13 protein-coding genes, 1 tRNA gene and 1 pseudogene are annotated in these 23,655 nt (G+C 60.0%); 11 read left to right on the forward strand and 4 right to left on the reverse strand.

The window, feature by feature from the left end; genetic code table 11:
• Positions 1-201: 201 nt before the first annotated feature.
• Positions 202-588, reverse strand: a pseudogene (locus BMZ24_RS20235) (methyl-accepting chemotaxis protein); the annotation flags it as partial.
• Positions 589-1,111: 523 nt separating this feature from the next.
• Between BMZ24_RS20235 and BMZ24_RS16315 the strand changes: the two are divergent.
• The 5 genes from BMZ24_RS16315 to BMZ24_RS16330 all read left to right on the forward strand — a co-directional run bounded on the left by BMZ24_RS16315 (position 1,112) and on the right by BMZ24_RS16330 (position 10,407).
• A complete protein-coding gene (locus BMZ24_RS16315; RefSeq protein WP_161949201.1) occupies positions 1,112-7,231 on the forward strand; it encodes a PAS domain S-box protein in 6,120 nt (2,039 codons plus the stop codon).
• A gap of 92 nt (positions 7,232-7,323) precedes the next feature.
• Complete coding sequence (locus BMZ24_RS19720) at positions 7,324-7,482, forward strand: hypothetical protein (protein ID WP_153304616.1); 159 nt, start codon at positions 7,324-7,326, stop codon at positions 7,480-7,482.
• A gap of 25 nt (positions 7,483-7,507) precedes the next feature.
• A complete protein-coding gene (locus BMZ24_RS16320; protein WP_092193829.1) occupies positions 7,508-8,506 on the forward strand; it encodes an amidoligase family protein in 999 nt (332 codons plus the stop codon).
• A complete protein-coding gene (locus BMZ24_RS16325) occupies positions 8,491-9,225 on the forward strand; it encodes a gamma-glutamyl-gamma-aminobutyrate hydrolase family protein (protein WP_092193830.1) in 735 nt (244 codons plus the stop codon). Before BMZ24_RS16320 ends, BMZ24_RS16325 begins: the two co-directional genes overlap by 16 nt.
• A 297-nt stretch (positions 9,226-9,522) precedes the next feature.
• On the forward strand, positions 9,523-10,407 hold the full coding sequence (locus BMZ24_RS16330) for a Tim44 domain-containing protein (RefSeq protein WP_092193831.1): 885 nt from the start codon (positions 9,523-9,525) through the stop codon (positions 10,405-10,407).
• 104 nt (positions 10,408-10,511) lie between these two features.
• Here the strand turns inward: BMZ24_RS16330 and BMZ24_RS16335 are convergent, their stop codons facing one another.
• Positions 10,512-12,197, reverse strand: coding sequence for a methyl-accepting chemotaxis protein (locus BMZ24_RS16335; RefSeq protein ID WP_092193832.1), 1,686 nt, complete (start codon positions 12,195-12,197; stop codon positions 10,512-10,514).
• A gap of 788 nt (positions 12,198-12,985) precedes the next feature.
• On the opposite strand from BMZ24_RS16335, the gene BMZ24_RS16340 reads away from it, so the two are divergent.
• From BMZ24_RS16340 to katG, 3 genes are all read left to right on the forward strand, one after another.
• Entirely contained in the window at positions 12,986-14,332 is a 1,347-nt protein-coding gene (locus BMZ24_RS16340; RefSeq protein ID WP_092193833.1) for an AAA family ATPase, read from the forward strand.
• Positions 14,332-14,928, forward strand: coding sequence for an RloB family protein (locus BMZ24_RS16345; protein ID WP_092193834.1), 597 nt, complete (start codon positions 14,332-14,334; stop codon positions 14,926-14,928). Before BMZ24_RS16340 ends, BMZ24_RS16345 begins: the two co-directional genes overlap by 1 nt.
• A gap of 359 nt (positions 14,929-15,287) precedes the next feature.
• Positions 15,288-17,498, forward strand: a complete 2,211-nt coding sequence (gene katG / locus BMZ24_RS16350) for a catalase/peroxidase HPI (RefSeq protein ID WP_092193835.1) — start codon at positions 15,288-15,290, stop codon at positions 17,496-17,498.
• 181 nt (positions 17,499-17,679) lie between these two features.
• Here the strand turns inward: katG and BMZ24_RS16355 are convergent, their stop codons facing one another.
• A complete protein-coding gene (locus tag BMZ24_RS16355; RefSeq protein WP_208599874.1) occupies positions 17,680-19,254 on the reverse strand; it encodes a bifunctional UDP-sugar hydrolase/5'-nucleotidase in 1,575 nt (524 codons plus the stop codon).
• A gap of 15 nt (positions 19,255-19,269) precedes the next feature.
• Positions 19,270-20,520 (reverse strand): NupC/NupG family nucleoside CNT transporter, encoded by a 1,251-nt coding sequence (locus BMZ24_RS16360; RefSeq protein ID WP_092193836.1) that lies wholly within the window; start codon positions 20,518-20,520, stop codon positions 19,270-19,272.
• 273 nt (positions 20,521-20,793) lie between these two features.
• Here BMZ24_RS16360 and BMZ24_RS16365 point away from each other — a divergent pair, with 273 nt between their 5' ends.
• The 3 genes from BMZ24_RS16365 to BMZ24_RS16375 all read left to right on the forward strand — a co-directional run bounded on the left by BMZ24_RS16365 (position 20,794) and on the right by BMZ24_RS16375 (position 23,603).
• Positions 20,794-21,369 carry a class I SAM-dependent methyltransferase gene (locus BMZ24_RS16365; protein ID WP_092193837.1) on the forward strand — a complete coding sequence of 192 codons (576 nt, stop codon included), beginning with the start codon at positions 20,794-20,796 and terminating at the stop codon, positions 21,367-21,369.
• A 379-nt stretch (positions 21,370-21,748) separates the two neighbouring features.
• A complete protein-coding gene (locus BMZ24_RS16370) occupies positions 21,749-23,281 on the forward strand; it encodes a DNA recombination protein RmuC (RefSeq protein WP_208599875.1) in 1,533 nt (510 codons plus the stop codon).
• 245 nt (positions 23,282-23,526) lie between these two features.
• Positions 23,527-23,603: transfer RNA gene (locus tag BMZ24_RS16375), tRNA-Arg, on the forward strand.
• Positions 23,604-23,655 lie beyond the last annotated feature (52 nt).

Genomic DNA, 23,655 nt, shown 5'->3' on the forward strand with positions numbered 1-23,655 from the left:
GATGGACACCCTTGCCGTCCAGCTAGCGCTTCCCCCTGTCGGGTGCGCAGAGGACTTTCACCTCCAAGTGGGTGCGCCCTGCCGGGCGCACCAAACAAAAACAAGCCCACGAAAATGGGCTTGTTTTTGTAACTTCACCTTTCTTTAAAACCTGGAAGAAAGACCATAAAGTCCGATTGGCGTTCGAGAGCAGGCCTAGGCGACCTTGAAGAAGGCGACGTTCTTCTGCAGTTGCTCGGCCTGGGACGAGAGTTCCACGGCCGTAGCCGCCAGTTCTTCCGAAGCGGCCGCGTTCTGCTGGACCACGGAATCCAGCTGGTGAATGGCCTTGTTGACCTCAAAGGCACCGGTGGTCTGCTCCATGGAGGCCGTGGACACGTCCTGCACCAGCCGCGATGTCTTTTCTATGTCCGGAACGATCTCGGCAAGCATCTGACCGGCCATTTCCGCGATCGTCTCGCTCCGGGAGGCCAATTCGACGATCTCGCTGGCTGCGGCCCGGGAGCGCTCGGCGAGCTTGCGCACCTCGGATGCCACGACGGCAAAGCCTTTGCCCGCTTCGTCCGCACGCGCGGCCTCGATGGCGGCGGGGTGTTGACGGGATTGATAGGGTTGAGACTCGTGATGTGGGCCTGAAGGCCTGCTTCCTCGCTCATGATCTGGTAGACCATGCGCGTCATGTAGGCAGGATTGATCAAGGTCATTCTCGTGCCGTCCGTGGTCGTCAAATCCCGGTTTTTCACCTTCAGGTAGGGATTGGGCTGCACAAGCTCGCCGATCGGCACGTAGAGGCCCCCGAGCTGCGACACCCACCGCCGGTACGTACGGTCTTTATCGTGACGAACGACGCTGCGGGAATCCTCCGACTACAAAAAATGCCCAGCCTCGCAACCCTGTATTGTCATACATTCATTTCGTTGACAGCGTCGTCGTGTTGAGGCTTATGGAAGGTTGCAAAGCGGGTCCGACACGCACGTCGGCAACTTCTGGCGGTCCAGAACAAGACGTGCGCAGATTCTGCGGAAAGAGCATCGTTCCGTGGATTCCGTGTCTCGAAGACGTGTCGCAAACAGACACCCGGAGGAGTACGCCTCCTCAAGCAGGAGTCCCCATGAGCGAACGGAGCACGGCCCCCCGAGACGCCCATCACAGCGAATCGAAACGCAAGAACAAGCGGCTGCCTTTTCCGGTCGTCGCCATCGGGGCTTCGGCCGGCGGCATCGAAGCTCTGCGCACCCTTCTCGCTCATATCCCGACAACGCTCCGAGCGGCACTCGTGGTTATCACGCACCTGCCAGCCGAAACGAAGAGCCACATGCAGGAAGTGCTGGCCAGTTTCACCCCCCTGCCCGTGCGGGAAATTGGGGAAACCACGCCTCTTCAGCCCGGCACCATCTACACCGTGCCGTCCGGATGGGAATTGGGCATCGAGAACGGCGTGCTGAGGCTGCTGCCGTCCGGACACGATCTGCGCTACAGAATCATAGACCGTTTTCTCGACAGCATGGCGCGCGACCAGGGATGCAACGCGGCCTGCGTCATATTGTCGGGCTCGGGGTCCGACGGTGCAATCGGAGCTGTCCACGTCTCCAAGGCCGAGGGTCTGGTGCTCGTCCAGGACCCATTGACCGCCATCCAGCCGGGAATGCCCTCAAGCGTCCTTGAAACCGGAGTGGTGGACGCGGTCCTGCCGCTTGAGGAACTGGGCACAAGGATCGCCGGGCTCACCGGCATGCCCATGGCTCAGACAGAAAATCCGTGCCACATCAAAAAGATTCTCGACCTCATGCAGCGACAGACCGGCCAGGATCTTTCCGGATACAGGCACAGCACCATTGTCCGCCGCATCAACAAGAGACGACTTCTGACCGGCCGGACGAGCCTGGAAGAGTACCTGCAGGAACTGGAACACAATCCTGAAGAATCGCTTGAACTTTTCAAGTCCATGTTCATCGGGGTCACTTCCTTCTTCCGCGACCAGGGTGCATTCGAGGTGATTCGCGAGAAGGTCCTGCCGAAGATTTTCGAGGACAGATCCGCCGACGAGACCATACGTGTCTGGGTTGCGGGCTGTTCCACGGGCGAAGAAGCATATTCCATCGCCATGCTCCTCGACGAATACATGCAGGAGGAGGACATTCGCTGCGGGGTGAAAATTTTCGCCACCGACATCGACCAGCGCTCCATCGAAACGGCCCGAAAAGGCGCCTACCCCGCCAAGGCGCTGCGGCATGTCTCCAAGGAGCGCTTGGAGCGGCATTTCCTGGGCGGCAACCGCGACTGGACGGTCCAGCCCCGGCTGCGGGAACGGATCGTCTTCGTGCACCACAACCTGCTGCAGGACCCACCTTTTCTGCATCTCGACCTGGTCGTATGCCGCAACCTGCTGATCTACCTCACGCCCCCGCTGCAGTCCAAGGCCCTGTCCCTGATGGCGCACGCCCTCGACGCAGGGGGCTTTCTCTTCCTCGGTTCCGCCGAAAACGTGGACAACGCCAACCTGCACCTGGAAGTCATCGACAAGAAATGGAGGATATTCCGCAGCCGTGCCGGCGCCGAACGACCGGACGTGAACAGTTCGGTCATGCTGCGCCGCTCCCTGTCGCTGCCAGTCCTGCCCGAATTCTCCCTGCCGAGGATCAAAAGTCCGGCGGCAACGGCCAGCGAAGTCCTGCTCCGCCACTACTCCCCCGCCGCGGCCCTGATCAGCCCCGAGTATCATATCCTGCACCTGACCGGCGACACCACGCCCTACCTTTCACTGGCTTCGGGAGAACCCAGCCTGAACATCCTCAAGCTCACGCGCAAGGACCTGAGGCTGCATCTGCGCTCCATCCTGAACCAGGCTTTTTCTTCGCTGGAGCCAAGCACGGCCAGTGGAATACGCCTGCAGGGCGATCCTTCCCGTTGGCTGGACCTCTGTGCCGAGCCTGTCACGGACGATAAGGGACGCCTGCTCTCCGTGCTGGTCATTTTCAAGGAAATCGAGGCCCGGGAAATCAGGCCCGACATTGCCCTCCCCCAAAGCCTGAGCGAGAGCAGCCTTGTGCTGCGGTATGAAGACGAACTGCAGGCCACACAGGAGCAGTTGCAAAAAGTCGTCGAGGAGTATGAAAAGCTCAACGAGGAATTACGCGCCTCCAACGAAGAACTGATCAGCATGAACGAGGAGCTGCAGTCCTCCAACGAGGAGATGGACGCCTCGCGCGAAGAACTGCAATCCTTGAACGAAGAACTATCGGTCAAGGTGGAGGAACTCGCCCACGCACACGGCTTCGTGGAGAACCTGTTGCGCAGCACGAAGTTGTCCGCCGTCTTTTTGGACAGTGAACTGCGCGTCATGCGCGCGACGCTGGAGGCCACTGAAGTCTTCCACCTTGCCGTGGCGGACCAGGGACGCCTCATTTCCGAAGTGAAGTCCCGCGTGGCCGATGACCACCTGCTCCATGACGCCCAGGAGGTCCGGAGCACATGCACGGAACTGGACCGGGAACTGCGAGACGCAAGCGGACGATACTTCCTCAAACGCGTCTTCCCGTACTACGGCATCCGTGGTGATGTGGAAGGCGTGGTCATGACCTACACGGACATCAGCAAGCTGAAAGCCGCGGAACAGGTGCTGCGGCTGAACAATGAGGAACTCGAAGCCCTCGTGTCCAAGCGTACGCAGGAGCTGGATCTGGCCCGCATGGAATCGGAGCGGCGGGCCATGGAACTTGAAGCCATCATGGAACAGGCCCCGGCTGCGGTATGGATCACCCGTGACACAGAGGCCAGGACTATCATCGGCAATCAGGCCAGTTACCGGATTTTGCGCATGGAACCCGGAACCAATGTCAGCAGAACCTTCGAGGGCGTCCCCTACAAGACCATGTCCAGAGGAAGGAAATTAGAGCTACACGAACTGCCGATGCAGCGTGCCGCAAGAGGCGAAGTCGTAGTTGCCCAGGAGGTGGACCTGGTCTTCGCAGACGGTGAAATCCGCACCATTCTCGGCAACGCGACCCCGTTGCGTAATTTCACGGGGGCCGTGTCCGGAGCCGTAGGGGCATTCCTGGACATCACGGACCTGAAACGCGCCCAGAGCCAGGCCCGGCGCTGGCAGCACGTCTTCGAGAACGCCGAATTCGGGATAGCCATCTCCAAAGTTGATGACAACTCGCTTGTAACCGTGAACCCTTCCTTCGCCCGCCAACGCGGTTTTCTGCCCGACGAACTGGTCGGCCTGCCCATAGTCGACCTATTCACGCCCGAAGCCCGCGTTCTTCTGCCGGAACAGATCCGGACCGTCGAGGCAGACGGCCACGGCGTATTCGAGTCCGAACACCGGAGAAAGGACGGCAGCACTTTCCCGGTCCTGCTGGATTTGACCGTCCTCAAGGACGAATCCGGCCGCCCCGTGTCCCGCGTGGCCTATGCCCTGGACATCAGCGAGTCCAAACGGATGGAGGTGCAACTTCGGGAAAACGAGGTCATGCTTCGCACCGTGGCCGACTACACCTTCGACTGGGAATACTGGCGCTCCGCTGAAGGACGCCTGCTGTGGGTCTCTCCCTCCTGCCTGCGGATAACCGGTTACAACGCCGAAGAGTTTCTGGCGGATGCGGATCTTATCCTGAAGATTGTACACCCCGAAGACAGGGAGCTGTACCAGGCCCACTTGAAGAGAAAGAGGAATAAAAACAAGTCGTCCGAAAATCTCGATTTCCGGATTGTCCACCGCGACGACCGGGTGATCTGGATCAGTCACCACTGCGTGGACATTTTTGCGCCGGACGGCACACCCCTGGGCAGGCGCATCAGCAACCGCGACATCACGGACCGCAAACTGGCGGAATTGGAAGCCCAGAGCTGGGCCAGATTCCCGGCCGAAAACCCCTCTCTGGTCATGCGCATCGATCCGGACCTGCGCATCACCCACGCCAACAGATCGAGCGAGGCTTTTCTGCGCCAATTCGGACTTCAAACTGGTGACCGCGTCCCGGAATCATTGCACGCGCACATTGATATGCCGCTCCGGCGCGACGCGCATACCCAGTTCGAAATCAACGTGGGTGACCGGATCCTGTTCATGGACATCACGCCCATCAACGGGGAAGACTATTTCAATATCTATGGAATGGACATAACGGACCGCAAAAAGGCCCAGATGCGCTTACAGCGCACGAATGCAATGCAGGAGGCCGTGAATCAGGTCTTCCGCATCGCTTTGACCAACACCAACGAGGAAGACTTCGGCAAAGCCTGCCTCAAAATCATGGAGAAGCTCACGGACAGTTTCTTCGGCTTCATGGGAGAGCTGGAAAGTTCCGGGATGCTGGAAATATTCGCCATGACCGATCCGGGCTGGGAGAAGTGCAGCATCTATCTGACAACGAAGCGCAAGGAGGACCTGCCCACCATGAAATTCCCCATCCGGGGAATCTACCGCTCCGTCATGACCGAAGGCGCCTCGGTGCTGACCAACGATCCCTCGCAACACCCCGATTGGCGCGGCATACCAGGCGGGCACCCCCCGCTGGCCTCTTTTCTGGGCGTGCCGATCAAACACGGGAGCAAGATCATCGGCATGGTCGGTTTGGGCAACAAACCCGGAGGCTACGACCCGCTTGACCAGGAGGTCGCCGAGTCCCTGGCGGTAGCCGTTTCGGAAGCGCTGCAGAAAATCCGGATGCGCAGGGTATTGTCCGAAAGGGAGGAACAACTGCGCTTGTTCGTGGAGTACGCACCCGCATCCATCGCCATGTTCGATACCCGGATGCGCTACATCGCCGTCAGTCGCCGCTGGGCAGAGGACTACAATCTCGGCGACCGAAACCTCATCGGCATAAGCCATTACGAAATATTTCCTGACATTCCCGAACACTGGAAGGAAATCCATCGTCGCTGCCTGGCCGGCGCGGTAGAATCCGCCGCCGAGGACCTCTTTGAACGCGCCGACGGCTCCACACAGTGGATCTGCTGGGAGATCCGGCCCTGGCGCAGGGATTCCGGCGAGGTGGGCGGCATCGTCTGCTTCAGCGAGGACATCACGGTCCGCAAACAAGCCGAACTCGCGACACTGGCCGCCAAGGAGGCGGCCGAATCCGCCAACCGATCCAAATCCGAATTTCTGGCCAACATGAGCCACGAAATCCGCACGCCGCTCAACGGAGTGCTGGGCATGCTCCAGCTCCTGCGCCTTGGGGGCGGTCCCGAGGAACAGGACAAATACATCCAGATGGCCTTCGACTCCAGCCGCAGGCTCCTTTCCCTTCTGAACGACATCCTGGACTTCTCGCGCATGGAAGCTGGCTGGATCACGCTGGCCAGCGAGGCCTTCGAGCTCGAAGGTCTCCTCGATTCCGTGTCCCATATCTTCAGCATGGCATGTGCGGAAAAGAGGGTCGACCTCATCACCTCGGTCGAAGCCGGTTCATCCGGACGACTGGTCGGGGATGAAGCCCGAATCAGGCAGATCCTGTTCAACCTTGTCGGCAACGCCGTCAAATTCACCGCCGAAGGCTCGGTCCGTGTCGAGGCATGGATCCGGCCGTTCCGCGATGACCCGGACAAGGCCCATTTGTACATCAGCGTCAGCGATACCGGCATCGGCATCCCCGACGAGAAGATCGACTTGGTCTTCGAGCGCTTCACCCAGAACGAAACTTCCTATACTCGCCAGTTCCAGGGCGCCGGGCTCGGACTGGCCATCGTCAAGCGACTCATGCGCGTCATGGGCGGCGACATCTTCGTGGACAGCACCGTCGGCCAGGGCACGACTGTCATGCTCCATCTGCCGATGCCCATCGATGGACAGTTCCGTGCTGTGGAAGGCGGCAAAAGACATGAGACGACGGACGGCGACAGGGTCTTGTCCATCCTGGTCGTCGAGGATGAAGTCGTGAGCCAATTGGCCGTTGCAGCCATGCTGAAGCGCATGGGTCATGAGGTGACATGTGTCGGAGACGGTCGGGAAGCGGTCGAGGCCGTGCGCCGCCACAACTTCGACTGCGTTTTCATGGATATCCAGATGCCCGTTATGAGCGGCTTGGAAGCAACGGAAAACATCCGCAGGATCAAGGAGCCCAAGGGCCGTTCCGACGTGTGGATCATCGCGCTGACGGCCTACGCGCTTTCAGGAGACAAGGAAAAATTCCTGGCCGCCGGTATGAACGACTACATCAGCAAACCGACGCAGACCAACCAGCTTGCGGAAGCGATACGGCGCGTCATGACAAAAAAAGCATAGAGAAGCCCCGCAAGAAAGAGACTGCCATTGTTCGTTCCTCTGCGACGGAATATCCGACCGTTGTCGCAATCGAGGGAGGATAGGAAGCCAGCGTGGAAATGCGTTACGAGGCCATGTGGGAGGGCAAACCCGTCATCGGCGGCGACACCGGCGTCATCAGGCCGCAGGGCATCAGCTTCTCCATCGGCGAAAAGGCTCCGACGAAAATCCCCGGGCTTGATAACGGCCATCTCCAGCCTTACGGTTGGTGAATACTTCGATTTGAAAGGAGCTTGAATGCATGACGAAAAGCACAAAATCAAACAGCCGCCATGGCTGAAAAACGCCGAGGGACAGATGCGCCGGGTCGGGGTCGAGCTGGAGATCAGCGGGCTCGAACTTGATGCGCTGGCCGGATGCGTGGCTGAATTCCTTGGGCTGCGGATGGAAACTACAGGACGTTACGAGCGCCTTCTGACGGGTGATGCGGCCGGTGACTGGGTGGTCGAACTCGATTTCGACCTGCTCAAAAAACTCGGCCGCGAGCCCCACATGGCAGGCGCTCCGGTTGTGGATTTCGGCCGCACCGCCGAGGAAGTCCTGGCGTGGGCGGCCGAATTGCTCGTGCCGCTTGAAATCATCAGCCCGCCGTTGCCCCTGACCCGGCTGGGCGAGGTCGAAGCGCTCATCGTGCGGCTCCGTGAAGCGGGCGCCAAGGGCACATCCGACAGCATCATCAACGCCTTCGGCATGCAGTTCAATCCCGAACTACCCAGCTTTGAACCCGAGCTGATCACGGCAAGCCTCAAGGCCTTTCTGTGCCTTTACGACTGGCTGTTCGAGCGCGCCGACATCGACCTCTCGCGCCGGGTGACCAGCTACGTCAACCCGTTCCCCGCAGGATATGTCGAAAAGGTCATCGCGGCGGACTACCGGCCCGGCCTTGCGACCCTGATCGACGACTATCTCGCCTACAACCCGACCCGCAACCGCGCCCTCGACATGCTGCCGCTGTTCATGTTTCTCGACGAAAAGCGCGTCCGCGCCAAGGCCGACGACGTGCTGATCAAGGCGCGCCCGACATTCCATTATCGCCTGCCCGACTGCGACATCCACAAGCCCGAATGGGGGCTTTATGTCGCCTGGAACGACTGGGTGGAGGTCGAGCGTCTGGCCGCCGACGGCCAGCGCCTTGAAGCCTGCTGCGCCGCCTATCTCGAATATCTCGATGACCCGCTCCAGCGTCTCTTCGGCGACTGGGCCGCGACCGTGGAAAGAGAATGGCTGGACCGGTGATCGCCATCACGGGCCCAAGGCGCGGCGCCGTTGGTCCCCGAACCCTGGCGGCGCTGGCGATTCGTCTGTACGGCGGGCGCCCGCTTCAACTGCGTCCGGGGGACGAACAGCGCCGCCACGAGTACCAGGGCGTGGTGGTCACCGGCGGTCACGACATCGAACCGGTGCTCTACGCGGCCGAACCGGAGGTCGAGCCCAACTACGACACCGCGCGTGACGCGCTGGAAACCGCCGTGATCCGTGATGCGCTCGAGCGCGGCCTCCCCCTGCTCGGCATTTGTCGAGGAGCGCAACTGCTCAACGTCTGCCGGGGCGGCTCGCTGTTTCAAGACCTGCGCTCCCTGCGCCGAAAAACCTCCAACCGCCGGACCCTGTTGCCGCTCAAGACCCTGTGCGTCCCCCATGATCCGAACATCGCGCAAAGCGTGGTGGGCACTCTGCTCGGACGCGGATGCTCGCGCATCAACAGCCTGCACAATCAGGGCATCGACCGCGTGGGCACGGGCCTTCTGGTGACCGGTCGCGACCTCGACGGAATCGTGCAGGCCGTGGAAGATCCGTCCCGATGCTTTCTGGTCGGCGTGCAATGGCATCCCGAATTCCTGCTTTATCTGGGCAGCCAGCGCGGCCTGTTCCGCGAACTGGTCAAGAACGCGCGCACTCTCTGCCCAGACACGACAAACAATGGGGATCATCCCCGCGCGGGACGTGCGCCGTAACATAAGGCCGCGACGAAAAAGCCTCATTCGGCGGATTTCCAGAGAAGGGCGCATCTCACCGCCACTACCTTGGGACGATGATTTCGGACTATCTGAGTCCGAAAAATTCTTGACAAAAGGACCGCAACAACACTAACTATTAAATTTGAAGGGGAGTAGCTCCACGAGGCAAGGTCAACAATACTGGCGCTCACGCGCTTGGCCCTGCCGTCGGATTACACCGATGAGCAAGACCTTCAGCATGTCAAACATGCTGGAGGTCTTTTTTTGGACCTCCAGCCAAACCCCGGAGGTTCCATGAAGAACGTTTCCAGCAGCGCCGCTGCCCTGCCTTTCCCCCTGACCTATCTCTTTTTCCCCATCATCGCCCTGGCCTTCTGCCTTGCATGGCCCGATATCGCGGACGCCAAGCGCATGGGCGGAGGCGGCTCCTTCGGCAGCAAATCCTCGTACAGCAAAAGCTACGCAAAACCAGCGGATAAAAGCCCCGGCATGACGCAGCAGGCCGCGCCCGCCTCGCCTTCGCGTTTCGGCGGCCTCGGAGGCATGTTCGGCGGACTGCTGATGGGCGGACTGCTCGGCTCCATGCTTTTCGGCGGCGGTTTTGCCGGACCGGGCATGCTCGACATGCTGCTCCTGGCCGCGGGCGGCTTCCTGCTTTTCAAATTCATAAGATCAAGACGCACCGCCACGGCAAACTCCGCCCCATACGCCTTCCAGGGTGCCGGAACCGAGCACACGACGGCTTCCGGCGGCGGCTGGGGCCAGCGCCTGCAACCCCAGGTCCAGCATGCTCCCGTGCTGCCGAAGGATATTGACGAGCAGGAATTCCTGTCAGGCGCCAAGGCGCTCTACGTCCGCCTGCAGGGTTCCTGGGACCGCCGCGACATCGACGACATCCGTCAGTTCACAAGCCCCGAGGTGCACGCGGAAATCGCCCGCCAGGCCACGGACGATCCCACCCCGGGCCGCACGGAGATCCTGATGGTCGACGCGCGCATCCTGGAGTCCCGCACCGAAGGCCGCGAAACCGTGATAAGCGTCCTCTTCGACGCCCTGCTCCGCGAAGACGGCCCGGACGCGCCTTCGGAACAGGTCCGCGAAATGTGGCACATCCGCCGCGACGAAAGCTCGGCCTCCGCGCAGTGGACGCTGGAAGGGATACAGCAGCTGGAAGTGTAAGGCGAAAAAGAGCCGGGGCGGATGGCCGCCCCGGCTCTTTTTTTCTTGAGAAAATCAGGGTTGGATCTTGGGGATGATGCGAACGAGGGGACTGCCCTCTGCTCTCAAGCCTTGAAACGTCCCATCAAAGCCTGCAACTGTCCGGCCAGCGTGGAAAGATCCCCGACGTTGTTCTGCAACTCCAGGCAACCGGAACGTATGACGACGGCCACGGCATCCACCCCGGCGATGTCGGCCGCGATTCTTTCGGATACCAGGGACATTTCCGACGCCAGAGCGTTGGTATCCTGCACACCACCTGTGGCCTCGGCGATGTTGGAGGCCAGTTCGCGGGTCACGGCGGACTGCTGTTCGATGGCGGCCGCAATGGTGGACACAAAGGTACTGAGTTCGCGAATGGCCTGAACGATTTCGTCCATGTCCTGAACGGCGTTTCCCGCCACATTCTGAATACCACCAATCTTGATCCTGATGTCGTCGGTGGCATCGGCGGTCTGCTTGGCCAACTCCTTGATTTCGTTGGCCACCACGGCGAATCCACGCCCGGCTTCACCGGCCCGGGCGGCTTCGATGGTCGCGTTCAGGGCCAGAAGGTTGGTTTGGGAAGATATGCCGGAGATGGCTTCAGTGACCTTTCCTATGTCCTGGGCCGAAGCGCCCAGATCGTGCAACAGGGTGGCGAAGCTTTCTACCTGACGTGAAAACTGATCCGTGGTAGTGCGGGCGTGCTCGGTGTTTTCCGCGATCTCGGCTATGGTGGAGGTCATCTCTTCCGTGGCTGCCGCCACGCTGTCCAGGTTCGTGGAGGCCTGCTGCATGCTGCCCGCCACGGCAACGGTATCCTTGCTCAATTCATCGGCCGCCGTCGTTGCCGTGGAACTCTTTTCCGCCAACGTATGAACGCTTTGGCTCGATTTTTCGCTGAAGGCCGTGAGACTTTCGACTGAGGCCGAGACCGTCTGTATTCCGACGTTCAGACTCTGGATAAGGTTACGGTTGTTACCGATCATGGTCTGGTACGAACGCGCCAGATCGCCCAGTTCGTCGCCTCGCCGCCGCAATTCTTCAGGCACTTCGTGGGAAAAATCACCTTCGGCCAAATGATTGGTGAAGGCCACGCAGGTCTTGATCGGCCGGACCATGCCTCGTGAGAAAAGGAGGATGGCAGGTATCATGACGGCGGTGATAACCGTAAAAGACAGACCCATGCGCCACAGCAAGGCGTGGGACATGACATTGACGTCCTCCAAGGAGATATCCACGCCCAGAACACCGTCCATTTGCCCGTCAGCCGTGATTATGGGAGCGTATGCGCTCAGAAACGTACCCCATTGGTCCTCGTAGAATTCGTTCTCGACGGTTGGACCGGACAGTCCTCCCATCACAGCCTCTTTCATCAGTGGCGAAACGTCTTCGTAGACCTCTCCGATATGTGATTTATCCTCCTCGCTCTCCTCCGCATCACCGACAAAAATCACTTCACCCTTTTCCCCCTTGCGTACCGTATACACAAAGTGGAGACCAGAACTATTGTCGCGAACTTGGCGCAATGCATCAACTACTCTGGAGTATGAATCCGAACTTTCATCTTCTTGATTTTTCAACAATACATGATCTTCAACAGGAATACTCATGACACCAAGTGCAGCATAGTCGCGCACTCTGGCGCGAACGCTTTCCATCTGCTGATTGCTCGCCGTCTGATAAGAGAGAAAAACAAGCAAAAGAGAACCTAAAACCCACATGGAGAATACGATGATGACGAGCTTGTTTCTGATATTCATTTTCATGATCGCTTGTTGAGTTTTTGGAGGGATTAGAAAAAATCTTCATAAAATTTATTCATGCAATTTAAAATAAAAGCACGCTTTTATTAGCATTCATTATTCTTTTAATAAACTCATCTTTTTAATGCGCCCTAGATGATTCCATTTTTGTCGATCTCATACATATTTGTAATTGCCAAGGCAAATATTTTATAAGAAATGTATGACAAACTCGTCCAGTCACTATATAGACTTTACACTTGTATGACATTGTTTGTATGTCTAAAATGGAATTTATTTTTTAGTGATAATTTTTGCACTTGAAAAATGCCATTTACATCAATGAGGCAGCAAAGATGTTTGGTCGGATCTTATAGGACGACATTGCAAAAAAGTCGCAAAAGAACCCGAGTGTCATCCCCGCGAAGGCGGGAACCCATTCTTTTCAGATAGTTAAAAAGGCATAGATCCCCTTCTTCAAGGGGATGACGACTTTTTGCAGTGACATCTTATAGGGGACACGATGAGCGCAAAAAAAAAAAAATGAGGGCAGATATTGAGTCTTAAATCAACCCATTTTCCGGGTGATTTTCCACATCGATAAATAATGCAAACCTGCGGCGGCGACTTTGCTTGGGTGCAACCGAGCAGGCCCCTCTCCCAAGCGCAACACCCTCACCAGGGGTTTCGAACGGCCACCCACAATAACAAACATGCTTAAAGAGATATTTTCTCTTCAAAATTGACTTTTTGCCACTTCTGATTATTTTTAGCCATGTCGAAACGAATATTTCACTCCAGAGGGTGGTAAGATGATAATCGGTTTCTCACTCGAAAACTGGATGTCCTTCCGCGACCAGGTTACCTTTTCAATGGTCGCCAGCAGGGAACGTCAGCATGGAGACAGGGTTCCAAAACTCGGCAAGTATCAGACAAGGATCCTTCCGATTGCGGCAATCTACGGCGGTAACGCGTCGGGCAAGACAAATTTCTTCAAGGCCTTGAATTTCGCAAAGGGCCTGGTCGTCAAGGGCACCCAGCCCGACAGCCTGATTCCCGTCGAGCCGTTCCGCCTTGGCACCAAAGGAGCCGAGCATCCATCGCGATTCGGCTTCGAACTGCTGATCGATGAGATTATTTACGATTACAGCTTCGCGGTGACCCGCAGGGCGGTGTTGGAAGAGAAACTGGTGGCCATTACCAGCACCAGTGAAAAAGTGCTCTACCATCGGCTTCATGGTGCGCCCAACTTCGACGATTCCCTGGCCAAGGACCAATTTCTGCAATTCGCCTTCAAAGGGACCCGGGACAACCAACTCTTTCTGACCAACGCGGTCTCACAGAAGGTCGAGAACTTCAGGCCGATCTATGACTGGTTCAAGGATACGCTCGAACTGGTCGCCCCTGATTCCCGCTTCGAACCGTTTGAACAGTTCCTCGACGAAGGGCATCCGCTCTACTCGACCATGAACGAAATGCTGCCACAGCTCGACACAGGCATCGCGCATCTGGGCGGCGAAGATATCCCATTCGAGAACATTCCTCTGCCGGAGTCGCTGAAAATCAGGCTCCAGGAAGACGTCAAGGAAGGAAAGACCGTTCGTTTTCTGACCGAACCGATCAATGAACGATTCGTGGTGACCCGCAAGGGTGGAGAGCTGAGGGCCAAGAAACTTGTGACCTATCATGCCAAGGCGGACGGCACCGAGGCCAAGTTCGAGATCCGTCAGGAGTCGGACGGTTCGCAGCGCGTGATCGATCTCTTGCCCGCGATCCTGGAACTGTCGGCTCAGGTCTCCAGGAAGGTCTACGTTATCGACGAAATCGACCGCAGTCTGCACACGATACTCACGCGCAGGTTGCTGGAGACCTATCTGGGCAATTGCTCCACAAAATCGAGAACACAGCTGCTCTTTACCACCCATGACGTGCTGCTCATGGATCAACACCTCCTGCGCCGAGACGAGATGTGGGTGGCAGAGCGAGACGCCTGCGGATCTTCGAGCCTCTCATCGTTCAGCGAATACAAGGACGTCCGGTACGACAAGGATATCCGCAAGAGCTACCTTCAAGGACGACTTGGTGGAATTCCCCGGATTCTTCTGGGAGGGGCGTTGACCGATTCCTGCCACGTGCAGGAAAGCGAGGTGGAAGACTGATGCCCCCGAAGAGACGCGCATTCCAACGGCCTCTTGGCGAACGCCGCTACCGAAAGCTGTTCGTGATCGCGGCCGAGGGAGTGAAGACCGAGCCGCACTATTTCTCCATCTTCAACGGCCAGCAATCGGTGATCATGGTCAAATGTCTCAAAGGCCGCAATGACAGTGCACCACGGCATGTCCTGAAGCGGATGAAAGATTATCTCAGACAGCAAGACCTGAAGGAGTCCGACGAAGCCTGGCTCGTGGTGGACAGAGATAAATGGACGGAAGAACAACTGACCCAGCTTCATGCCTGGACGCAGAGACGCGCAAATTACGGATTGGCTCTCAGCAACCCTAAATTTGAGTACTGGCTACTGCTCCACTTCGAAGACGGATCCGGCATAAAATCAGTACAGAATTGCATCGACCGCCTCAAACGTCATCTCCCCGACTACGACAAGGACATCGACGTCCGCAAGATCACCCGCCAAGGAATCGAAGATGCGATCCGCCGCGCCAGGCTACGGGACAATCCACCCTGCGCCGACTGGCCACGCGCCATCGGCGGCACCACGGTATACAGGCTGATCAAAAACATCCTCCGCGCCTGAGCGGGCCATGACTTAGGCGCCAAAAAAATCGAGCAAGAATCAGGGGCACCCTTCAAAAACCACATCAAAAGGACAGAGAGCCCCCACTCCCCATTGAACCCGCTTCCCCTAGGCAACAGCCCCTCCCCGACGTCACGGCTCCACTCCGAACCACCCCATCAAGACAACACTCAAAAGTGTATCGTTATGACATGACCGCGACTCGGGTGAAGACTTTTTTTTCAGAGTTTGCTAATAGGAACTTGAATCATTGATTTCCCAGTGGTTACGTACCTTCAAGCGTGTCGAGCGCTTCGGACATCATTGTATTGATAAAGCCTATCATAGTATAAACCCGAACCCCCTAGAGGAGTGCGACAATGAGTGATGGCAGCAAGTGCCCCGTGACCGGGAGAACCAACCCCGCAGCGGGCGGAGGCGGCAGGACGAATCGTGACTGGTGGCCGAACCAGTTGAATCTCAATATCCTGCACCAGCAATCAAACCTTTCCAATCCCATGGGCGAAAAGTTCAAGTACGCCGAAGAGTTCAAGTCCCTTGACCTCGACGCCGTCAAAAAGGACCTCATCGCCCTGATGACCGATTCACAGGACTGGTGGCCCGCCGACTACGGCCACTATGGCCCGCTTTTCATCCGCATGGCCTGGCACAGCGCGGGCACCTACCGCACCGGCGACGGCCGGGGCGGGGCCGGGTCCGGGTCGCAGCGTCTGGCACCGCTGAACAGCTGGCCGGACAACGTCAACCTCGACAAGGCCCGCAGGCTGCTCTGGCCCATCAAGCAGAAATACGGGCGCAAGATCTCCTGGGCGGATCTCATGATCCTCGCCGGAACCTGCGCCATCGAATCCATGGGGCTCAAGCCCTTCGGCTTCGGCGGCGGACGCGAGGATGTCTGGGAGCCTGAGCAGGACATCTACTGGGGCGCGGAACAGGAATGGCTGGCCACGAGCGACAAGCCCGACAGCCGCTATTCCGGCGAGCGGGACCTGGAAAATCCGTTGGCCGCCGTGCAGATGGGCCTCATCTACGTCAACCCTGAAGGCCCGGACGGCAACCCGGACCCCATCGCCTCCGGACGTGACGTGCGGGAAACCTTCGCGCGCATGGCCATGAACGACGAGGAGACCGTGGCGCTCGTGGCCGGCGGGCACACCTTCGGCAAATGCCACGGCGCGGGCCCGGCCACGCATGTCGGCCCCGAGCCCGAGGCTGCACCCATCGAGGAGCAGGGCCTGGGCTGGAAGAGCAGTTTCGGCAGCGGCAAGGGCGGCGACACCATCGGCAGCGGCATCGAGGGCGCATGGAAGCCGAACCCGACCAAATGGGACATGGGCTACCTGAAGGTGCTCTTCAAATACGAGTGGGAGCTGGTCAAGAGCCCGGCCGGAGCCAATCAGTGGCTGGCCAAGGACGTGGAACCCGAGGACATGATCGTCGATGCCCACGACCCGTCCAAAAAGGTGCGACCGATGATGACCACGGCGGATCTGTCCCTGCGCTTCGACCCGATCTACGAACCCATCTCGCGGCGTTTCCTGGCCAACCCCGAGGAATTCGAAGATGCCTTTGCCCGGGGCTGGTTCAAGCTGACGCACAGGGACATGGGTCCGCGCTCACGCTATCTGGGTCCGGATGTCCCGGCCGAGGACCTGATCTGGCAGGACCCGGTGCCCGTGGTCGATCACAAGCTGATCGACGCGCAGGACACGTCCGCCCTCAAAGGCAAGATCCTGGCTTCGGGCCTGACCGTGCCCCAGCTGGTCACCACAGCCTGGGCCTCCGCGTCCACCTTCCGGGGCTCCGACAAACGCGGTGGGGCCAACGGCGCGCGCATCCGCCTCGCGCCGCAGAAGGACTGGGCGGTGAATCAGCCGGATCAGCTCCAGGTCGTCCTGCAGACCCTGGAAAAGATCCGGGATGACTTCAACAAGGCGCAGACCGGCGGCAAGAAGGTGTCCCTGGCCGACCTCATCGTGCTGGGCGGCTGCGTGGGCGTTGAGCAGGCCGCCAAGAACGCCGGGCACAACCTGACCGTACCCTTCAGCCCCGGGCGGACGGACGCCACGCAGGAACAGACCGACGCGGAATCCTTCGCGGTTCTGGAACCGGCGGCGGACGGCTTCCGCAACTTCCAGCGGGCCAGGTTCAGCGTCTCCACGGAAGAGCTGCTGCTCGACCGGGCGCAGCTGCTGACGCTGACCGCGCCGGAAATGACGGTGCTCGTCGGCGGCATGCGCGCCCTGAACGCCAACGTCGGCCAGTCCGCGCTCGGCGTCTTCACCAAACGTCCGGAAGCGCTGACCAACGACTTCTTCGTGAACCTGCTCGACATGGGCACGGAATGGAAACCCGCCAAGGGCGCGGAAGGGGTGTTCGAGGGGCGCGACCGCGCGACGGGTGAGCTGAAATGGACGGCCTCGCGCGTCGATCTCGTCTTCGGCTACAATTCCCAGCTTCGGGCCATCGCCGAAGTCTATGCCTGCAGTGATTCCCAGGAAAAATTCCTGCAGGATTTCGTCGCGGCCTGGACCAAGGTCATGAACCTCGACCGCTTCGATCTGGCCTGATTTCGAACGTCGCGGCATGGATTTCCGGCCGTGAACCAAAAAAGAACATCAACAAAAGGCCCGTTTCAGCGAAAAAGGCATCACGCCTTTTTCGCTGAAACGGGCCTTTGCATCGCCGCGCATGCGGGGCGCGACTCCCTAAAATCAGATGCGGATCAAGAAGACGGTGCAGCTCCCCGCTTCATTCCCGGAGCACGGCCCCGCCGGAGTCATACTCGGCCGGATCGAGGGGGGAATGGCGGGCGATGTATTCGCGCAGCGCATCCGCGTCCACGAATCCCGTATCCACAAAGCCTTGCAGCCCTTTGACCGCCGGGTACCCGTCACCGCCCCCGGCCAGATAGCTTTCCATGGCCACGGTGTACATCCGTCCGGCATCCAGGGGCTTTTCGCCCACGAACACATCGCTCACAGCCCCTCCCCGGAGCACGAACCGGACCCCGCCGAACTGCGCGAAAGCGCCGGAGCCGGGGGTGAAGCTCGCCGCCTGCCGCAAGTATTCGTCCAGTTCCGCCCCGGTCATGTCCACGGTGCAAATGGTGTTGCCGAAGGGTTTCACGGTCAGCACGTCCTTGTAGGTGATGGGCCCGGACGGCAACCCGGCGCGGAGCCCGCCGGAGTTCATCACCGCCGCGTCCGCCCCGGTCTTCTCCATGAGCGCGCGGCAGGCCAGGGTGCCAAGCGCGGTCTGGGAGGAGCGGGTCACGGCGCGGTCGGCGGTGAAATTGCCGTTGCCATGGCCGATCACGGTTTGCAGGGCCTCGCCTCCTTCTTCCTGGAAAGGCGTGAGCAGGGCCAGCATGGCCGGGTCGTCGGCCAGCGGCACGGTCGGCGGCACGGTCTGCCCGTCCACCTTCTCGGTCAGGTTCACGGGCAAAAGGGCCCCGCCGGTCAGGCGCACCTGCCTCCCGGTCCAGAGCAGATCGACCCGGCCCAGATATTTGCCGTACTCCCCGGCCTGGACAATGACGGTCCCGCTCTCAAGCACCGGATCGTCAAGCTGGGTGTGCGAATGGCCGTCCACGATGAGGTCGATGCCGGGCACGGCCCGAGCCAGTACCCGGGACCCCGTCTGCGGGACTCCGGGATGCTCGCTCTCATCAAAACCCAGATGGGTCAGGGCGATGACCACGTCGGCCTGATTGCGCAGTCGCGGAACCAGTTCGCGCGCCTCGTCGATGGCCGGGCGGAAGACGAGCCCTTTGACGTGCTCCGGGTTGCCGACAATGGCCGTGCTTTCGGTGGTCAGACCGAACACGGCCACGGTTAGTCCGCGCAGCCGGAACAGGTGCCAGGGCGCAAAAAGGCGCTGCCCCGAGGAGTCGTAAATGTTGGCCGCGAGCAGCGGAAAATCCATCCAGCGCTCCTGCTTGCGCAGGATGGCAAGGGGATTGTCGAACTCGTGGTTACCCACGGCCATGGCGTCGTAGCCCATGGCGTTCATGCCCCGGATGTCCGGCTCGGCGTCCAGCATGTCGGACTCGGGCACGCCGGTGTTGACGTCCCCGGCATCGAGCAGGAGCACATGTCCGCCCCTTGCCAGCACCTCGGCCCGCACGGCGTCGGCCAGGGTTTTGCGGACGGCCAGGCCGTACTCGCCGGCGGAATTCTTCCAGAACCGACCATGATGGTCGTTGGTGTGCAGGATGGTCAGGGCCTGGGGCCCTGTGTGCCCGACATGGGACAAAGAGGCGCATCCACACAGCAGCAGGATGGCCAGGACCGGGATGAAGCGGATCATCTTGTGAAATCGCATTGCCTTCCTCCTTTTTCAGACCAGCACGCCGACCATGGCGCCGGTCATCAACGTGGCCAGGACTCCGGCCAGGATGGACCGGGGGCCAAGCTCGACGATCTCGGCGGCCCGCTCCGGGGCGACACGGCTCAATCCGCCGATGAGAATACCCAGGCTGCCGACATTGGCGAACCCGCACATGGAATAGGTCATGATCAGGATGCTGCGCTCGGACAGGGTCCCGGCCGGGAGCGCCGCCAGATCCAGATAGGCCAGAAGCTCATTGAGCACGATCTTGGTGCCCATGAGGCCCCCGGCCGCGTGCGCTTCGCTCCAGGGAATGCCGGTCAGCCAGACCAGGGGGCTCATGAGGTGGCCGAGAATGCGCTGCAGGGTCAGGGCCTCGCCTCCGACGGCGGGCAGCAGCCCGAGAATCTGGTTGAACATACTGACCAGGGCCAGCAGCACCACCAGCAGAGCCGCAACGCTGATGAAGACCTTCACGCCCAGAGTCGTGCCCTGCACCACGGCGTCCATGGAGCCGCGACTCTCGGAAGGCGGCGAAACCTCGCCCAGGGTGGGCTGCCCGGATTCAGGAATCATGACGCCCGCGATGAGGATGGACGCGGGCACGCTGATCAGCGATGCGGTCAGAATGTGCCCGAGGGCGCCCGGCAGGACCGGGCCGATGATCCCGGCGTAGAGGACGAGCACGGTCCCGGCGATGGTGGCCATGCCGCAGGTCATCAGGGTGAAGAGTTCGCTGCGGGTCATGGAGGCGACATAGGGCCGCACGAACAGTGGAGACTCGACCATGCCCGCGAAGATGTTGGCCGCGCACCCGATGCCCAGCGCCCCGCCGATGCCCATGGTCCGCTGCAGGGCGAAGGACACGCCCCGGACCAGCGCGGGGATGACCTTCCAGTGATAGAGCAGCGCCGACAGCGCCGCCGTGACAACGATGACGGGCAGTCCGCGAAAGGCGAAGACATAGGCCGCGCCGGGATACGGCTCCGCGAAAGGCAGCGGCCCGCCGCCGAGGTATCCGAACACGAAGCCCGTCCCGGCCCGTGTCCCCTCCTCCAGCGCCTGCGCGGCCCGGTTCAGGGCCAGAAACACATCCCGGAACATGGGCAGCTTGAGCAGCATCACTGCCAGCGCGAACTGCAGCGCGAGCCCGATGACGACAAGCCGCAAGCGCACGCCCCGGCGGTTCTCGGACAAAATCCAGGCGATGAGCACAAAGGCCACCAGCCCAAAGGCGCTCTGCAAAACGGCGAAAGACATGAACGTCACTCCTGTGAAAGATGAAGACCCGGGCAAATGCGCATTGCCAACCCCTCGATTTCCTTACGCGAACACGAGCCGGACGGGAAGCATTTTTGGACTCCGTCACTCTGCGGAAACGAATACGGCGAACATGCTCCCTGCATCAATGGCCATTGCGACAGGACTTGAGGTGACTTTTTCCGCCGACAACGCTAGAAGGGCTCTGGCACCCGGCGCGCCGGACAATTTCGACACGCAACCCGAACCCCGCGGAGATCAATTCACTTGCCCATGACCGACTACTACGAGATCAACGCCCGGGCCTACTTCGAACGCACCAACCGCATCGATCCGGCTCCCATCCTCACTCCCCTGCTGCCCCACTTGCGTGCGGGCAGCACGATCCTCGACATCGGCTGCGGATCGGGGCGGGATCTCAAGTGGCTCAAGGGCAAGGGCTTCAAGCCGTCGGGCCTGGAGCGCTCCCCGACCCTGGCCATCATGGCCAGCGAACATTCGGACTGTCCGGTCTCCATCGCGGACCTGTTCGAATATCAGCCCCCCATCCATTACGACTGCATCCTGCTCATCGGCACGCTGGTCCACCTCGCCAAGCCCGAGTTCCCGCAGGCGCTGCGCAGCGTCATGCGCATGCTGAAAGCCGGGGGGATCATGCTTCTGAGCATGAAGGCCTGGGGCGGAAGCGAAAAGAGCGAGGATGGGCGGGTTTTCCAGCTCTGGTCGGATTCGGAGCTGCGGCGGGAGTTCGGACGGCAGGAACTGACAATTCTTGAACATACGCGCAGCCGTTCCCTGCTGGGCAACCGGGACGTCTGGCTCGGGTATATCCTGAAATCCGGCCAATGACGCCCCATCCCGGACATCTCGCGCCCCGGGCGACCTCTTCCGCCAGAGGCGATTGACCGCGTCTGGCGCGAGACCGAAACGGGTCTGCCGAAAAATACCCACCCATCATCATTGATTTCCAGCACTTTTGCCTTCATCCTCGCCCGCGAGCCGCAACCGGCCTAGGCGCATCCATTCGGCAGGCCCATGGTCCCGGCATGGCGGGACCATGCCCAGAAAAACCCGGGTACGGTCTTCCAAATCCTGATATCAGAGCAGCTTGCAAGCCGCGCCGGTTCAGCCTTCAAGCAGCCCGTTGGCGAAGACCGCCGCAGACGGACGGCCTGAAATGGTTTCGCGGTCGTTTTCCTTTATCCGGCAATAAATTCCCGAGGTTCTCATGCACGAAATTCTCCTCTACGGCCCCATCGCGCTCCCCGCTCTGACCATCCTCCTGCTGCTGGCCATCATGCTGCGCACTTCAAAAAACACCCTGCTCCTTGGCGCGCGCCTGGAAGCGGTCGAGAAATCCATGGAAAGGACCGAGCGGATTCTGCACGACGAGATCACCCGGAACCGGGATGAAACCGGACGCCTCCTGCTTGAGCAGCGCCGCGAGGTCATCGCCGCATTCAAGGAACTGGGCGGCGGCCTCATGCACAGGGTAACCGACGCCGGCTGCGCCCAAGCAAGACAGCTGGACACGCTCGCGCAGAATTTCGCCTCTTTCGCCGCCTCCAACCTGACTCAGCTGGACAGCCTCGGGCAGCAGGCTTCGGCCAACTCCAAGGCCCTGAGGGAGGAGATACTGGCCACCCTGAACGGCATTTCAGAGACTTCAACCAGGACCGTCGGCGACCTGGGGCAAACGCAGAAAAAGCAGCTCGACGCCATGGTCGCCGCCATCGCAAGCCTCTCGGAGACCAACGCCGCCAAGCTTGAAACGGTCCGCAGCACCGTGGAGACAAAGCTGCACATGCTCCAGACCGACAACGCCAGACAGCTCGAAACCATGCGCCAGACCGTCGACGAGAAGCTTCAGGGCACACTGGAAAAACGGCTGGGCGAATCCTTCAAGCAGGTCAGCGAGCGCCTCGAACAGGTCCACAAGGGCCTCGGGGAGATGCAGTCCCTGGCCACGGGCGTTGGCGATCTGAAAAAAGTCCTGACCAACGTGAAGACGCGCGGAACCTGGGGCGAAGTGCAGCTCGGCGCCCTTTTGGAGCAGGTCCTGAGCGCCGAGCAGTATGCAAAAAACGTCGCCACGAAAGGAGGCGCGGAGCGGGTGGAATTCGCGATCAGACTGCCGGGCCAGGACAGTGAGGCGCCCGTGCTGCTGCCCATCGACGCGAAATTTCCCATCGAGGACTACCAGCGCCTGCTCGAAGCCCAGGAGCGCGGCGACGTGGAGGCCCTGGAAACGGCAGGAAAACAACTTGAGATCCGGGTCAAGGCCTGCGCCAGGGACATCCGCGACAAATACGTAAGCCCGCCGCACACGACGGATTTCGGAATCCTGTTCCTGCCCATCGAGGGCCTTTTCGCCGAGGTCATCCGAAGGCCGGGCCTGAGCGAGAGCATTCAGCGCGATTTTCGGATCGTCATCGCCGGACCCACGACCCTGTGGTCCATCCTGAACAGCCTGCAGATGGGTTTTCGCACCCTGGCCATCCAGAAACGCTCGAGCGAAGTCTGGAATCTGCTCGGAGCCGTCAAGACCGAGTGGGGCAAGTACGGCGAGATTCTGGATGCGGTGCAGAAAAAGATCCACCAGGCATCCGAGACCATCGAGAAGGCCAAGGTCAGAACGCGGGTCATCGGCCGCAAGCTGCAAAGCGTCCAGGAGATGCCCATTGCCGACTCAGCGGTCCTTCTTTCATTGCCTGTCGAGATTGAAGAGGAAGACGAGGAAGTGTCCGCGACCACGAACTGAAGTGCGCCCCGGTTCCATGACCGGTACCAAAATTCAGCCGATGCCGCATGGTGCCCGAACGCTTCGGCAGGATAAGGCTCACGCGGTCTGCGCGCCGCATGAACAAAGGCGGTCTGCAAGGCCGAATGTGCTGACTTAGGGGTGATGTAGCGGGGCAACTTGAAAAAAAATGGGCGCAGTCCTGATTACGGCAAGAAAAACTGTTGACATTCAGGTAGCTTGCCCATAAACACCGTTTTCTCGACGCGCCCGTAGCTCAGTTGGATAGAGTGCCTGACTACGAATCAGTAGGTCGCATGTTCGAATCATGCCGGGCGCACCACTTGAGAAACAAAGGAGCAAACACTGTTTGCTCCTTTTTTCTTGCCCTCTTC

Origin of the sequence: Desulfomicrobium norvegicum (assembly GCF_900114595.1) — a bacterium.
Classification (GTDB): domain Bacteria; phylum Desulfobacterota; class Desulfovibrionia; order Desulfovibrionales; family Desulfomicrobiaceae; genus Desulfomicrobium; species Desulfomicrobium macestii.

Excerpts from the sequence above, each read along its gene's own strand:
- BMZ24_RS16315 (WP_161949201.1), top strand. The coding sequence starts at position 1,112 with ATGAGCGAACGGAGCACGGCCCCCCGAGACGCCCATCACAGCGAATCG.
- BMZ24_RS16320 (WP_092193829.1), top strand. The coding sequence starts at position 7,508 with ATGCATGACGAAAAGCACAAAATCAAACAGCCGCCATGGCTGAAAAAC.
- BMZ24_RS16325 (WP_092193830.1), top strand. The coding sequence starts at position 8,491 with ATGGCTGGACCGGTGATCGCCATCACGGGCCCAAGGCGCGGCGCCGTT.
- BMZ24_RS16330 (WP_092193831.1), top strand. The coding sequence starts at position 9,523 with ATGAAGAACGTTTCCAGCAGCGCCGCTGCCCTGCCTTTCCCCCTGACC.
- BMZ24_RS16335 (WP_092193832.1), bottom strand. The coding sequence starts at position 12,197 with ATGAAAATGAATATCAGAAACAAGCTCGTCATCATCGTATTCTCCATG.
- BMZ24_RS16340 (WP_092193833.1), top strand. The coding sequence starts at position 12,986 with ATGATAATCGGTTTCTCACTCGAAAACTGGATGTCCTTCCGCGACCAG.
- BMZ24_RS16345 (WP_092193834.1), top strand. The coding sequence starts at position 14,332 with ATGCCCCCGAAGAGACGCGCATTCCAACGGCCTCTTGGCGAACGCCGC.
- katG (WP_092193835.1), top strand. The coding sequence starts at position 15,288 with ATGAGTGATGGCAGCAAGTGCCCCGTGACCGGGAGAACCAACCCCGCA.
- BMZ24_RS16355 (WP_208599874.1), bottom strand. The coding sequence starts at position 19,254 with ATGCGATTTCACAAGATGATCCGCTTCATCCCGGTCCTGGCCATCCTG.
- BMZ24_RS16360 (WP_092193836.1), bottom strand. The coding sequence starts at position 20,520 with ATGTCTTTCGCCGTTTTGCAGAGCGCCTTTGGGCTGGTGGCCTTTGTG.
- BMZ24_RS16365 (WP_092193837.1), top strand. The coding sequence starts at position 20,794 with ATGACCGACTACTACGAGATCAACGCCCGGGCCTACTTCGAACGCACC.
- BMZ24_RS16370 (WP_208599875.1), top strand. The coding sequence starts at position 21,749 with ATGCACGAAATTCTCCTCTACGGCCCCATCGCGCTCCCCGCTCTGACC.